Source organism: Luteibacter jiangsuensis (assembly GCF_030812295.1).
In the GTDB taxonomy this organism is placed as follows: domain Bacteria; phylum Pseudomonadota; class Gammaproteobacteria; order Xanthomonadales; family Rhodanobacteraceae; genus Luteibacter; species Luteibacter jiangsuensis_A.
Genome location: NZ_JAUSSK010000001.1, coordinates 1,041,340 through 1,055,140, shown reverse-complemented (window position 1 = coordinate 1,055,140; position 13,801 = coordinate 1,041,340). Strand labels below are relative to the sequence as shown.

14 protein-coding genes are annotated in these 13,801 nt (G+C 65.7%); 4 read left to right on the top strand and 10 right to left on the bottom strand.

The window, feature by feature from the left end; translation table 11 throughout:
* Window positions 1–3 precede the first annotated feature (3 nt).
* Window positions 4–1,587 (bottom strand): amidase, encoded by a 1,584-nt coding sequence (locus J2T07_RS04605; RefSeq protein ID WP_306847651.1) that lies wholly within the window; start codon window positions 1,585–1,587, stop codon window positions 4–6.
* Between the two features lie 131 nt (window positions 1,588–1,718).
* On the opposite strand from J2T07_RS04605, the gene J2T07_RS04600 reads away from it, so the two are divergent.
* On the top strand, window positions 1,719–2,423 hold the full coding sequence (locus J2T07_RS04600) for a c-type cytochrome (RefSeq protein WP_430539306.1): 705 nt from the start codon (window positions 1,719–1,721) through the stop codon (window positions 2,421–2,423).
* Window positions 2,424–2,426: 3 nt separating this feature from the next.
* Window positions 2,427–3,647, top strand: coding sequence for a cytochrome c (locus J2T07_RS04595; RefSeq protein ID WP_306847649.1), 1,221 nt, complete (start codon window positions 2,427–2,429; stop codon window positions 3,645–3,647).
* On the opposite strand, the gene J2T07_RS04590 is transcribed toward J2T07_RS04595, so the two are convergent.
* Window positions 3,623–4,156: a mismatch-specific DNA-glycosylase gene (locus J2T07_RS04590; protein WP_306847647.1), complete on the bottom strand. Its 534-nt coding sequence runs from the start codon at window positions 4,154–4,156 to the stop codon at window positions 3,623–3,625. The genes J2T07_RS04595 and J2T07_RS04590 overlap by 25 nt on opposite strands.
* 179 nt (window positions 4,157–4,335) lie before the next feature.
* On the opposite strand from J2T07_RS04590, the gene J2T07_RS04585 reads away from it, so the two are divergent.
* Both J2T07_RS04585 and J2T07_RS04580 read left to right on the top strand, forming a co-directional pair.
* Window positions 4,336–4,689, top strand: coding sequence for a hypothetical protein (locus J2T07_RS04585; RefSeq protein ID WP_306847645.1), 354 nt, complete (start codon window positions 4,336–4,338; stop codon window positions 4,687–4,689).
* A gap of 43 nt (window positions 4,690–4,732) precedes the next feature.
* Window positions 4,733–5,287 carry a DUF1003 domain-containing protein gene (locus J2T07_RS04580; protein ID WP_306847643.1) on the top strand — a complete coding sequence of 185 codons (555 nt, stop codon included), beginning with the start codon at window positions 4,733–4,735 and terminating at the stop codon, window positions 5,285–5,287.
* A 174-nt stretch (window positions 5,288–5,461) separates the two neighbouring features.
* Here the strand turns inward: J2T07_RS04580 and typA are convergent, their stop codons facing one another.
* The 8 genes from typA to J2T07_RS04540 form a co-directional block, all read right to left on the bottom strand.
* Window positions 5,462–7,309 (bottom strand): translational GTPase TypA, encoded by a 1,848-nt coding sequence (gene typA / locus J2T07_RS04575; protein WP_306847641.1) that lies wholly within the window; start codon window positions 7,307–7,309, stop codon window positions 5,462–5,464.
* A gap of 137 nt (window positions 7,310–7,446) precedes the next feature.
* Complete coding sequence (locus J2T07_RS04570; RefSeq protein WP_306847639.1) at window positions 7,447–9,636, bottom strand: pilin; 2,190 nt, start codon at window positions 9,634–9,636, stop codon at window positions 7,447–7,449.
* A gap of 65 nt (window positions 9,637–9,701) precedes the next feature.
* Complete coding sequence (locus J2T07_RS04565) at window positions 9,702–10,910, bottom strand: serine hydrolase domain-containing protein (protein ID WP_306847638.1); 1,209 nt, start codon at window positions 10,908–10,910, stop codon at window positions 9,702–9,704.
* 63 nt (window positions 10,911–10,973) lie between these two features.
* Window positions 10,974–11,942 (bottom strand): hypothetical protein, encoded by a 969-nt coding sequence (locus J2T07_RS04560; protein WP_306847636.1) that lies wholly within the window; start codon window positions 11,940–11,942, stop codon window positions 10,974–10,976.
* A complete protein-coding gene (locus J2T07_RS04555) occupies window positions 11,939–12,796 on the bottom strand; it encodes an ABC transporter ATP-binding protein (protein ID WP_306847634.1) in 858 nt (285 codons plus the stop codon). The genes J2T07_RS04560 and J2T07_RS04555 overlap by 4 nt, the downstream gene beginning before the upstream one ends.
* Window positions 12,793–13,167, bottom strand: a complete 375-nt coding sequence (locus J2T07_RS04550) for a GntR family transcriptional regulator (RefSeq protein WP_306847631.1) — start codon at window positions 13,165–13,167, stop codon at window positions 12,793–12,795. Before J2T07_RS04550 ends, J2T07_RS04555 begins: the two co-directional genes overlap by 4 nt.
* 5 nt (window positions 13,168–13,172) lie before the next feature.
* Window positions 13,173–13,508: a hypothetical protein gene (locus J2T07_RS04545; protein ID WP_306847629.1), complete on the bottom strand. Its 336-nt coding sequence runs from the start codon at window positions 13,506–13,508 to the stop codon at window positions 13,173–13,175.
* 34 nt (window positions 13,509–13,542) lie between these two features.
* Window positions 13,543–13,725, bottom strand: coding sequence for a hypothetical protein (locus J2T07_RS04540; RefSeq protein WP_306847627.1), 183 nt, complete (start codon window positions 13,723–13,725; stop codon window positions 13,543–13,545).
* Window positions 13,726–13,801: the final 76 nt, after the last annotated feature.

The following is a 13,801-nucleotide window of genomic DNA, read 5'->3' as shown; positions in this document are numbered from 1 at the left end:
CCGTTACCTTGTCGGCAAGGTCGGCAGGAACTTCGGGCGACGGAAGGCGTTGGCCTTCCGCTCCACGCCGTAGGCGATCGCGATCAAGGTCGGCTCGCTCCATTTCGCACCGAAGAACACCACCCCGACCGGCAGTTCGTGCGCGAATTCCACCGGGAGCGTGATCGAGGGGTAACCGGCGATCGCGGCCGGGGCGGACACGCCGCCGACGGTCGGGTCGCCGCTCACCACGTGGTCGCCCAGCACCAGGTCATTGACGAAGGCGGGACCCCAACTCGGCGCGAGCAAGGCGTCGAGATGGTCTTTCGCCAGCGCCGCGTCGATGCCTTCCGGGCCCGCCAACCGCTTGTTGGTGTCGCGCATTTCGATGTATTTCGGGTCGTCCAGGCCACCCTTGGCCTGCGCGGCAAGGAACAGTTCCTGGCCGAACCAAGGCATTTCCCTCGCCGCCTCGCGCTGGTTGAAGGCGATGAGGTCGGCCAGCGTCTTCATCGGCTGGTCCGGCCGCGTGGCAAGGTAGGCCTGGATGTCGTGCTTGAACTCGAACAGCAGCACGTTCAGTTCGTTGTCGCTCAACTCCTTAAGGTGCGGAATCTCCACCGGGTCGATCACCGTCGCGCCTTGTGCCTTCAGCAGGGCGATGGTGGTTTCCAATGCATGGTCCGCGTTCGGTTCGATGCCCGCCAACTGGCGCACCACGCCGATGCGCTTGCCGCGCAGCGCGTCCGGGTCGAGGAATTTCGTGTAGTCGGTGGCGTGCTTGTCCGCCTCGGCCGTGGCTGGATCGCGGGGGTCGCTGCCCGCGATGGCGCCAAGCACGGTCGCCGCGTCCGCCACGCTGCGCGCCATCGGGCCCGCCGTGTCCTGGCTGTGCGAGATGGGAATGATGCCGGCACGGCTCACCAGCCCTACCGTCGGCTTGATGCCGACCAGGCCGGTCATGGCGGCGGGGCAGATGATCGAGCCATCGGTTTCGCTGCCGATCGCCACGGTGGCGAGGCCCGCGGCCACGGCGGCGCCCGAACCGGCACTGGAGCCACAGGCATTGCGGTCGAGCACATAGGGATTGACCGTGAGGCCGCCACGTCCGGTCCAGCCGCTGGTGGCGTGGTTGGAGCGCATGTTCGCCCATTCGCTGAGGTTGGTCTTGCCCAGGATCACGGCACCCGCCTTGCGCAAGCGAGCGGCGACGCCCGAGTCGCGCGGCGCGGGCTTGCCCACGAGCGCCAGCGAGCCCGCGGTCGTCATCATGCGGTCGCCCGTGTCGATGTTGTCCTTCAGCAATATCGGGATACCCGCCAGCGGCCCGCTCTTGCCGCTCTTGCGGGCGATGGCGAGCGCGTCGGGATTGGTCTCGAGTATCGAATTGACGGTCGGGCCGGCCTGGTCGATCGTCGCGATGCGCTCGATGAAGAGCCGGGTGAGACCCTCGGGCGTGAGGGCCCCTGAAGCGTAGGCCTGGCGTACGGTGGCGATCGAGGCGAAGGCGTCGTCTTCGCCCGCATCGCGGGCGAGGGCCGCGCCACCGGCAAGCATCAATGCGAGGGCGGCGGCGAGGGCGGCCGGTTTTGACCATACATGCTGCATGTGGTGTTTCCCTTGGCGGTGGGACGGCGGGTCGCCTCAATCTTACCCGGGCGACGCACCGCTATACTGTGCGGATGCCATACCCGCCTGCCAGCCGACGGGTATGGTCCACGTTTACCAGGGAGTGTCATATGCGCTGTCTCGTACGCCGGCTCGCCATCATGGCTGCCGTGCTCTGCGCCGCACCGGTGATGGCCAGCGACCCGCCGGTCGTACCCGACACCCTGGTTCAGCGCATCGCCGCCTGCACGAGTTGCCACGGTGAACATGGCGAAGGTGGTGACAACGGCTTCAATCCACGCCTGGCAGGCAAGCCCGCAGGCTACCTGCACCGCCAGATGCAGGACTTCCAGCGTGGCCTGCGCCATTACGACATCATGGAATACACGGTCGCACCGCTGACCGACGGATACATGCGCGAGATCGCCGAGTACTTCGCCATGCAGGAGGTGCCTTACGCGCGGCACCCGGTGCCGGCGACGACGGCCGCGGCGATGGCGCGCGGTGAGCAGCTGACCACGAAGGGCGACCCGTCCCGTGGTGTTCCTGCCTGCATGGCTTGCCACGGACCGAACCTGACCGGCGTGCAGCCAGACATTCCCGGGCTGGTCGGCTTGCCTTACGACTACATCAGCGCGCAGTTGGGATCATGGCGAACCAATACGCGCCGTACCGTCGAACCCGATTGCATGGCGACCATCGTCAGCCGCTTGAGCGACGCCGACATCAGTGCGGTATCCGCCTGGCTGGCACAGCGTCCTGTTCCCGCCGATGCGCATGCGGAGCCCGCCGGAAGCGTGAAGCCTCCGCTGCGTTGCGGCGTACTGGGAGGCTGATCCATGACGACGATATCCCGCCTCCTCGTGCTGTTCTCGCTGGTCCTGGCCAGTACCGTCACCTTCGCCGACGACGTCGTGCAGCGCGGCCAATACCTCGCCACGGCCGGCGATTGCGCCGCCTGCCACACCGCGCGCAACGGCCAGCCTTTCGCGGGCGGCCGCGTGGTACCCACGCCGTTCGGCGCCATTCCCGCCCCGAACCTGACGCCCGATCGCGATACCGGACTCGGTGCGTGGAGCGCCGACGACTTCTACCGTGCCATGCACTCGGGCGAGGGCCACGATGGGACCTCGCTGTATCCGGCGTTTCCCTTCACCTCGTATACGAAAGTCACGCGAGCCGATACGGACGCGATCTTCGCCTATCTCAAGACCCTGCCCGCCGTGAGGCGTGCGAACACGGACGACACGCTGCGCTGGCCCTACAGCATGCGTTCGTTGATGGGCCCGTGGCGCACCCTGTACTTCAGTGAAGGCGAGTTCCAGCCGGACGCCGGGCGTTCCGCGGCATGGAACAGGGGGGCGTACCTCGTCCAGGGGCTCGGCCATTGCAATGAATGCCACGCGCGCCGCAACAGCTTCGGCGCGATGGTCGACGATCCCTTCCTCGCCGGAGGCATCGTGCCCGTGCAGAACTGGTACGCGCCCGACCTGTCGATGGGTGCCGGCGGTGGCCTCGCAGGATGGACCGAAGCCGACGTCGTCGCCTTGTTGAAGACCGGGCGCTCGCTCAAGGGCGCGGCCATCGGCCCCATGGCCGAGGTGGTGATGCGCAGCACGCAGCACCTGAGCGATGGCGACCTCGCTGCCATGGCCACCTACCTCAAGTCGTTGCCCGCGCGCGATCCGCCGCGCATGCGTGAATCGGGCGCCGACGCGCGCGATCTCGCCCTGAAGGGACGCACGGTCTACGCGGAACAGTGCGCGGATTGTCACGCCGCCGACGGACGCGGCAAGGGTGAGGCGTATCCGCCACTCGATGGCAATGGCTCGGTGACCGACCCCACCGGCATCAACGCGATACGCATCGTGCTCACGGGCGGATTCGCCCCGGCCACGGCGGCGAATCCGCGACCGTACTCGATGCCGCCGTTCTCGCAGAAACTCAGCGATGACGACGCGGCCGCGGTGGTGACCTATATCCGGCAGGCCTGGTCGAACAAGGCTCCCTCGGTGTCGCCAAACGATGTCCGTGCCTATCGTTCGGTCCCGGGCGGCTGAGCGGCGACGAAATCCGCCAGCGCCTGCCATACGCGGATGTCCCATGATCGCCTTGCCTGGCCGGAAGGCGAGGGCAGCACGAAGGCGGGAATGCCTGCGAACGGTACCGGCTGCAACCCATAGGTGGCGCCCTTGCCGAGCGCCGATAGCCCCGCGTGCTTGCTGGTGAATGCGATCACCTGCGGCGCGTAATGTTCGATCTTGCTGCGCAGGGCGGCGACATCGAAGGCATCGATCGGAAGCTCGGCGTCGTTGCCGTAGTGGAACTTCGAAAGATCGGTCAGACCGATGCCGAATTCCGGTAGCGAGGGATATTCCGCCGGAGCGAGCAGGCGGGGCGTCAGGCCCACGGTGAAGAGCGTGCGCCAGAACATGTTGCCGGGATGGGCGTAGTAGGTGCGCTCCCGTGCCGAACGTGTCCCGGCGGCGGTACCGCAGATGACCAGACGCAGCCCTGGTTGCAGCAGGTCTGGCAGGACGAAGGCTTCGGTGGTGAGGCGGGTGGCCATGGCCTCACTTTACCTCGCCCCTGCTGCGTCACAACAAAACGTGGACATCGTCCGTTCCAGGGTAGGGGCCCATGAACCCTTCCGAGTGGATGCCTGATCTTGCGCATCCGTGGACGCGTTTCGCGTTCGCCCGCGATGGTGGTGATCGTGGTGCTAGGCATCGGCGTGGCCCTGATGGCATGTCCCTCCGTGCGGAATTGGAGCGCCTGTGCAAGGCGTCCCCGGAATGGGACGGGCGGGTCTGTGCCCTGCAGGTGGTGGATGCCAACGACAAGGCGATGCAGCGACGCGCGTTGGTGAGTTCGCCGAACTCCGGCAAGTCGTGGGACTTGCGCTGCAAGGTTCGCGAAGGATTGATCGACTATGTAAGGCGGGAGTTCCCGGACTTCCTTCCGCGTGTCCGCGGGGAGGTGGTGAGCGATGTCCGCATGGCCGACGCCGGCACGCCTGTCCTCGGACATCGGATGACGTCCACGCGACGCTGGATGCCTATGGGATATCGCGACAAGCGATGTCCTCTCGGGGCGTGCTAGCGTCATGCCGGAAACCGATCCCTGTCTTCGAGAGGATAGCCCCATGTCAGAGAATGAACACCCCAGCGAGCACGCGGCGCGCCGCTGGTTCGCCAAGAGCCTGTCGGATCTCGGCCACGCCGAACAACGGATACTCGACCGTCTGGTCCAGCGCAAGTTGTTGGCCGAGGATGTCAACGAGGTCTTCAGTTCGGACCTGACCTACGGCCAGCGGTTGGCGGACAAGGTCTCGCGTTTCGGCGGCTCGTGGACCTTCATCATCATTTTCGCGATCGTGCTGGCCCTGTGGACTGGCCTGAATTCCTATCTTCTGCACCGGCCCTTCGACCCTTACCCGTACATCTTCCTCAACCTGCTGCTGTCGATGCTCGCCGCCATCCAGGCACCGGTCATCATGATGAGCCAGAACCGCCAGGCCGCGAAGGACCGCCTCGATGCAGCGAACGACTACAAGGTGAACCTGCGGGCCGAGATCGAGATCATGGGCTTGCACGACAAGCTCGACCAGATGCGCAGCGACCAGCTCGAACGCATGCTGGCGAAGCAGCAGGAACAGATCGACCTTTTGTTGAAGCTGGTCGGCAGAGCGCCAGGGTGAGGCGAGCACCCATCGCCGACAAGGTCGGCTCCCACCAGGCAGCGGCAAGGTCGCCGGGCAGGGAGGAGTGGGGTGGGAGCCGACCCTGTCGGCGATCCGCGCGGCAGCGCAGCCCATCAACGAGAAGGCCCGGCTATTCGCCGGGCCTTCTCTTCAACGCACGAGGAACAGCGCTTAACCCCCGCGCGATGCCTTCTTGCGGTCGTTTTCCGTCAGGTGCTTCTTGCGCATGCGGATTTCCTTCGGCGTCACCTCGACGAGCTCGTCGTCGTCGATGAAGTCCAGCGCCTGCTCCAGCGTGAACTTCGTGGGCGGGGTCAGCTGGATGGCGTCGTCCTTGCCCGAGGCGCGCATGTTGGTCAGCGGCTTCGGCTTGATCGCGTTGACCGTGAGGTCGTTGTCCTTCGCGTGGATGCCGATCAGCTGGCCTTCGTACACGGAGTCGCCCTCGGCGGCGAACAGCTTGCCGCGTTCCTGGAGGGGGCCGAGCGAGTAGGCCGGGGTGGTACCCGCGGCGTTGGCGATCATGACACCGTTCTGGCGCTTCGCGATCGGAGCCGGCGTGTACGGACCGTAATGCTTGAACACATGGAACAGCAGGCCCGAGCCCTGAGTCAGCGTCTTGAACTGGTTCTGGAAGCCGATCAGGCCGCGAGCCGGAATTTCATACTCGAGGCGGACGCGACCGTTGCCGTCCGACACCATGTTCTTCAACTCACCCTTGCGGATGCCCAGGCGCTCCATGACGCCACCCTGGTGGATTTCCTCGACGTCGATCACCAACTCCTCGATCGGCTCCATCTTCTGGCCGTCGATTTCCTTGATGATGACTTCCGGACGCGACACGGCCAGCTCGTAGCCTTCGCGACGCATGTTCTCGATCAGCACCGAGAGGTGCAGCTCGCCGCGGCCCGAGACCAGGAACTTGTCGGCGTCGGAGCCGTCTTCCACGCGGAGGGCGACGTTGTGCACCTTTTCGCGGTCGAGGCGCTCGCGCAGCTGGCGGCTGGTGAGGAACTTGCCGCCGGAGAGATCCTTGTTGCCGACGAAGGGCGAGTTGTTGACCTGGAAGGTCATGCTGATCATCGGCTCGTCGACGCTGAGCGGCGGCAGCGCTTCCGGCACGTCGGGCGAGGTGACCGTATCGGAAATGGTCAGGTCGGGGATGCCCGAGATGGCGACGATGTCGCCCGCTTCGGCGGAATCCTGCTCGATGCGCTCGAGGCCGAGGAAGCCCAGCACCTGGACGACCTTGCCCTGGCGCTTCTTGCCTTCGCGGTCGATCACGGCGACCTGCATACCCTTGCGCAGGGTGCCGCGCTGGATGCGGCCGATGCCGATGACGCCGACGAAGTTGTTGTAGTCCAGCTGGCTGATGCGCATCTGGAAGGCGCCATCGGGATCGACGTCCGGCTTCGGCGCGTGCTGCATGATCGCTTCGTACAGCGGGGTCATGTCGCCTTCGCGGACGTTCTCGTCGAGCGACGCGTAACCGTTCAGCGCGGAGGCGTAGACGATCGGGAAGTCCATCTGCTCATCGGTCGCGCCGAGTTTCGCGAAGAGGTCCCACACCTGCTCGACGACCCACTCCGGACGGGCGCCCGGGCGGTCGACCTTGTTGACGACGACGATCGGCTTGAAGCCCATCGCGAACGCCTTCTGGGTGACGAAGCGCGTCTGCGGCATCGGGCCATCCATCGCGTCGACGAGGATCAGCACCGTATCGACCATCGACAGCACGCGCTCGACCTCGCCGCCGAAGTCGGCGTGTCCCGGGGTGTCGACGATGTTGATGCGGTTCTTGACGCCCTTCTTCTTGTCTTCCCAGGTGATCGCGGTGTTCTTGGCGAGGATCGTGATGCCACGTTCCTTTTCCTGGTCGTTCGAATCCATCACGCGCTCGGCCAGCACGGTACGCTCGTTGAGCGTGCCCGACTGCTTCAGAAGCTGATCGACGAGGGTGGTCTTGCCATGGTCGACGTGAGCGACGATGGCGATATTGCGCAGGTTTTCGATCGACATGCGTTATGCGCCGGCAGTGGGCCGGATCGCCTCTTTGGTTTGGGAAGCCGCCGATTATAAAGGAAAAGCGTGGCGTCCGCATGACTTGTGAGCATGCCCCCGCGGGACGCGGCCGCCGTCAGCGGCCGCCCATGCCGTCAGGGCAGCAATGGCTCGTCCCGGCAGTTCGCCGGCAGGTATTTGGCATCCACGCCCTCGCCGGAGCAGCCCCACGAGACCGCGTTCCCCTCGACCCGAGGCGTAAGCACCAGCGTGGCGGAATCCAGCCGCGCGTCGGTCTTGTGCGGCGGCGTGGCGTCCATGGTGACGACGATCTCGCCACCGGGTCCCACTTCGACCGAGCCGGCGTACTCGTTGCCGAGGCTTTCCGGCGCACCCAGGCCGGCGGCCTTGTTGCTGGCCGGGAACTTGCCCGTGCTCTGCCGGTGCTCCGCCACCGCGACTTTCACGGCATCCGCCGCGGCAAGCGCCCCACTGACCTGGCTGCGCAGCATGTAGTTCTGGTACTGCGGCACGGCGATAGCCGCCACGATGGCCGTGCCGGCCACGATTCCCATGCCGCCCACCGAGCCGACCAGCTCGACGGGGCTTTGCTCGTAGGTGAACGAGATCGCAAGCGTTTCCGGATCGACCTCCACCGCCGCGCCGATCACGCCCTTCTCCGGGAGGTTCAGGGTATGCGCGGAGGGCAGGCGGCTGATGTCCACATCCGCGCCCGAGGCGGCACCGAGGAACTGCAGGATCTGCAGGTAGCTGTAATAAGCCTCGCGCTGAGCATCGCGGCTGGTGGCGGTATAGCCGACGAGGGTCCGGTTGCCGGGATAGGCGCGCGCCTTGAACCAGTCGTCGAGCGAGGTGTCCGGTTTGGCCGCGGCGCGGTCGGACAGTGCCTGGGGCACCTTCGCCATGACGATCCAGTCGCCGTCCTCCACCCAGTACGAGCGACCACCGAGGCGCCCGGTGAGGGCCATCAGCGGTTTCAGCGTCGGATCGGCGTCGGCCGGCATGTCTTCCGTGCCCGGTCCTGGCATGTACAGCCAGTGCACCTCGGTGCCGTCGACCGTCGACACGCCGGTCTTCCATCCCTTCGCGGCGAGGGAGTCGATCCGCGCGTACCAGTCCTTGCGATCGGGCGTGCGCAGGGCGAAGAACAGGCCGGCATCGTCGGAGAACACGAGGAACTCCGGGCCGAACCAGCGGAACCAGTCGGCCGGCTCGGCGCCGTAGCGGGTCTTTATCTTCGCAACGCCAGCCCGGTAGCTCTTCGCGGCGTCCTGGCCGAAGTCGAGGTTGAGATTGTCCTCGAAGGTCTTGTACGCCTTGGCATCGGGTAGCGACAGCGTCATCGCCCAACGAGGTTCGCCGGCCGCTTTCAGGTCCGGCGCGAAGGCGTGTGGGGCGAGGTATTGCAGCAGGCGAGCCTGTGGCGCGTGCACGATGACGCGAAATTGCGCCCGTCCATCGACCGTGCCGCCGCCGAATGCGATGGCGTCCGCCTTCGAGGCGAAGTCGGCGGGGAGCTTGCCGAGCGGGGAATCGCCGGCCTGCGCGGCGGCGACACCGCCGACACCGCGCACGCTGACCCAGCCGAACAGGCCTTCGCCGGAGGTATCGATACGCTGTTCCAGCGTGCCCAGGGTGACGGGTGCCGTGGCCGGTGCGGACTTGCCGATGGTGGCGATCACTTCGTCAAGCTTGGTCTTGTCGCTCGGCTCCTGCGCCGACTGGGTCGCCCACAGGCGGTGTTCGGCGACGACGTAACGGATGGCGCCGCCACCGGTGAGTTGACCATTGCCTTGCGCGTCCAGCGGCGCGGCGAGCAGTGGCGAGGTCGTGTCCAGCGAGGCGATGCGCGCGTTGAACGCCTCGATCGACGGGACATCGAGTACGGCGGTGAGGACCACGCGGGAGGTGGGCGCCGGAATGCCGAGTGGATCGATCAACACGGCTTCCACCGGCGAGCGCAGGTCGCCCAGCAGGAGGTTCACGACCGGTGCAAGCTTGAGATCCGCGAGCACCTTGTCCTTGGCCATGCTTTCGCGAATGCGCGCCACGGTATCGAGGTGGGCCTTGGACGAAAGGGCCGCGTCGAGGGGGCGTCCGTTCGGTACGCCCCCGATCGCCGCCCAGGGCGACGGGATGCGCAGGTAGGCGACGGTCTGTGCGGGCAGGTGCTGGCGCAGCCAGGCCGGCGAGGCGATGGCCGCCTGGGCGGCGGCGACGGCTTTCGGATCGGCGGCCGGTGCTTCGTCTTTCTTGTGGCAGGCGGCGAGGCCGAGCGCCGCGACGATGGCGGCGGACAGCAGGACGGTACGGCGGGCAATCATTGCTCTATCCCCTTGGTGTCATCCGGCTCCTGCCGGGCGGCGAAGAGGATAGCAGCGCCTCCGCTTCATATCGCGCACGCCGGATGCCGATCCGGCACGACCGGTTCCGAGCGGAGCTCCGGCCGGTCGTAGGGGATATAGCTGTTCCAGTACCAGGGGAAGCAGGTCTTTCCCAGGACATCGTCCAGCAGGTAGGCGAAGATCGATTCACCGCGCGAGCTGTTGCTCATCAAGAGCACGCAGGTCTTCGACCGTTCCAGGCAGACGAACAGGTTGTTGGTGCCGTCGTCGTGGCCTTCCTTGAAGAACGCCGGGCCACGCGGTGACTCGAACGTCCCCACGCCGATGGCGTAACCCAGCGAAATCGAATCGTTGTCGTGGCTGTCCGCCAGCCCGATGGTGGGGAACTGCCGCACGGAACGGATACGCACCACCGGCTTCAACCACGTGCGGTACGTGGCGGCCTTCAGGCCGTCGCCGCGTGACATGGCCGCGAGCAGGTGTGCGTAGTCGGTGATGGTCGTGTCCATCGAGCCGGCGGCGCGGACCGATTCGCGCTTTTTGTGCCCGAGTGGCTTGCCCTCTTCGTCGTAGCCGATGGCGACGTTTTCCGCGAAGTCGTCGCGCCAGGTCATGCTGGTTCGGGTCATTCCGTAGCGCTGGAACAGGCGGTTCTTCATCAAGGTGTCGACGTCGATCGACTTGCCGTTCTCCAGCACGAACTGCATCAGGTTGATGCCTTCGCCTGAGTAACCGAAGCGGGTGCCGGGATCGAAATAGAAGGAAAGCTTCCCGTTCGGATCGTAGTCCTTGCCCGGTTGCCAGAAGCGGAAGTTGGGAAAGCCCGTGCGATGGCTGAGCAGGATGGACGGTGTGAGCCGGCGCCAACGCTCGTCGCCGGCAAGGTCGGCGTACTTCGGAAAGTCCGGGAGGGGCTTGGGCAGGTCGCCGGCGATGCTGGCGTCCAGTTTCAGCGTGCCCGCGTCGACCAGCGACATGGTCGCGTAGGCGAACGCTGCCTTGGTGAGCGATGCGGCGTACATGACCGTGTCGGTGGTCAGCGGGAGCCCCTGCTCGACATCGCGCTGGCCGTAGGCCTTCACCGAGACGACCTTGCCATCCTCGACGATGGCCACCGCCAGCCCCGGTACCTTCGCCTCCTTCATGAGGAAGGTGATGCGCTGATCGAGCGCCGCGCCGCGAAGCGGCTTGTCGGCGGCCGCGGCGGGCAGGGCGAGCAACAGACAGGAAAACAGAAGACCGGTACGAAACATGGCGACTTCTCCCCGTTCAATAAGAAGACGGCTCCCGAAGGAGCCGTCGCGATGGTTATCTCATCAGCTGTCGTCGCGCCAGCGGCGGAACCAGATGGCGCCGGCGATCATCGCCACGCCTGCCGCGGCACCGATCCAGAGGGACGGGCTGGCCAGCGCGCTGTAGTGGTAGGACAGGTCCAGGGCCTCGAGCACCGCCGCCGGATCGTCGCGGCTCGGCATCACCAGGGGCGATGCGTTACCCACCCAGCCGCCCGGAATCAGGCTGCCCAGCATGCGTCCGACCACGTTCTTCCAGAACCAGCCGCTCGACAGTCCCGCGATACCCATGAGGCCGAACCAGGAGACGATGACACCGGCGCCGACGGGCAGGGCGATCGCCCAGAGGAAGGGCTTGCCACGGGCCCACGAAGAACAGAGCAGGAGCCAACCGATCGTGGGTAGCGCCCAGATGGCGTACAGCGGGATCAGCAGCACCAGGTTCAGCACCACCCGGAACGGATGCGCCTCGATCAGCAGGCTCCACACCCCGATGCCGTGCATCGTCGCCACGATGGCCACCAGGATGGCCAGGGCCAACCCGACGATCACGCCGACCACCACCGCGATAGCGGGAGCGAGCAGGATGGCGCTGACGACCTTGGACAACACCGTCGAGGTATCGGACAGCGGCAGGGATTTCCAGAACAGGACGCTGCGGTCGCGGCGGTCGTCGTACAGGGCACCAAGGCAGTAGAAGAACACGACGATCGCGGTCACGGCCAAGACGATGCCGGCGATGGCGTAGAGCATGATGTCGATACCGGCCCCCGCATTGTGCAGGTCTTCCGGTGTGATGTTGCTGCCCTGGAAGTGCAGGTCGCCGTTGTACTTGAAGCCGCCCCAGTTGGATCGGCGGCCGAACACCTCGCCGAGGATGATGCCCATGGTGTTGAGCACCAGGAAGACGATGCCGGTGACCACGGGTGCCCAGAAGAAGCCGCCCTTGTGTTCCCAGAACTCGCGCTTGACCAGCCAGTAGAAGGTTTTCATGCGTAGGTGCCCTTCATGGTGGCGACGAAGAGGTCGCCGATCGACGGTCGCCGTACTTCGCCCAGCTGCTCCAGCTGTGGGCGGCTGACGTTGTCGAAGAGGAAAACGCTCTTGCCGAAGACCTGACGTTCATCCAGCGGCTTCAGTTCGCGTGCCGCCGCGGCGAATTCGGCGCCTACCAGCACCTCGGCGAAACGTTCGCCCAGGCTGTCCATGTCGGTGTCGAGCACGATCTTGCCATCGCGGATGAACATGAGGTCGGTGAGGATGTGCTCGATCTCCTCCACCTGGTGGGTCGTGACCAGGATGGTCTTTTCCTCGTCGAAGTAGTCTTCCAGCAGGGACTGGTAGAACTGCTTGCGGTAGAGGATGTCCAGGCCCAGCGTCGGTTCGTCCAGTACCAGCAGCTTCGCGTCGATCGACATCACCAGGGCGAGGTGCAACTGCACGATCATGCCCTTCGAAAGCTGCTTCACCTTCTGTTCCGGCTGCAGCTTCGTGCGGGCCAGAAAGGCGTCGCACCTGGCGCGGTCGAAGCGTGGATGGATGTGGGCGACGAAGTCCACCGCGTCGCGTACCTTCAGCCAGCGCGGCAGAACGGCCACGTCGGCAATGAAGCACACCTGCTCCATCAGCTTGTCGCGATCCTTGCGCGGGTCGAGGCCGAGGACGTTGAGCTGGCCATCGAAGGTGGTCAAGCCCAGGATGGCCTTCAGCGCCGTGGTCTTGCCGGCGCCGTTCGGTCCGATCAGGCCGACGATGCGGCCCGAGCCGATCTGGAACGTGGCGCCGTCCAGGGCCAGCGACGACTTGTAGCGCTTGGTCAGGCCAGTGGCGGTAACGACCGCGGTCATGACGGGTCCTCCGTGGAGCCTGTGGCTTCACGCATCAGGGTTTTCAGATCGAGGCCCATGCGCTGCAGGCGGGCGAACAAGGCCGGCCATTCCTCGCGCAGGAAGCGCTCCCTTTCACTCTTGAGCAGCGCTTCGCGCGCCCCATCGATCACGAACATGCCAAGACCCCTCCGTTTCTCAACCAGTTGTTCGTCGACCAGCTCCTGGTACGCCTTGGATACGGTCAGCGGATTGATCTGAAAATCCCCCGCGACCTGGCGTACCGACGGCAGCGGATCGCCTTCGTTCAAGGCGCCATCCAGGATCATCGCCACCACGCGTTCGCGGAGCTGGCGGTAGATCGGGACGCTGTCGTTCCAGGTGATGGACATGTATGTCATTCCTTCGCCGTGTGGCGCAGTGCGTTACCGAACGAATAGTAGGGCATGGCCAGCTGCGCACCGATGAGCGCGGCGGCACGATCTTCGGCGCTGCGCTTCAGTGCGGCCGCGGCCGAATCGAGAGTGGCCTCGCCCAGGAGCATGGCCTCGCGCACATCGGCGTCGGTGGGCCGCACTTCGAGCGAGGGCAGGTCGACGACATGGATGCCGTTGACGAAGTGCGGCGCGGCGAGCATCGCGGCGGCGCGGTCATCGAAGGAGCGCAGGGCGAACACGCTGGTGCCGGCAATCAGGATGGAAGCGGTCAAGGCGATGAGGTTCGGCGCTTTCATGGGACGACTCCGATGACTTGTTGCGGGACTCGGGTTAGAGGGAGGCGACATTCGCGCCGGCATCGGCGTAGACGACGATGGGGGCGAGGTCGGTGACCTTGGCGCCGTTGATCTCGGTCAGGGGCGCGGCGGTGGTCGAGGTGCTGCTGAAAACGGCCAGGGCGGCGGTGGCGATGGCGAAGGAGGCGGCCAGGGCGATGTAGTTGGGGCTTTTCATGGTGCTCTCTCCAGTAGTGGTCTGGGTGACCGGTGTTGTAGTGAACTATAACACCAGATTTTCGGTCGTCAACGGG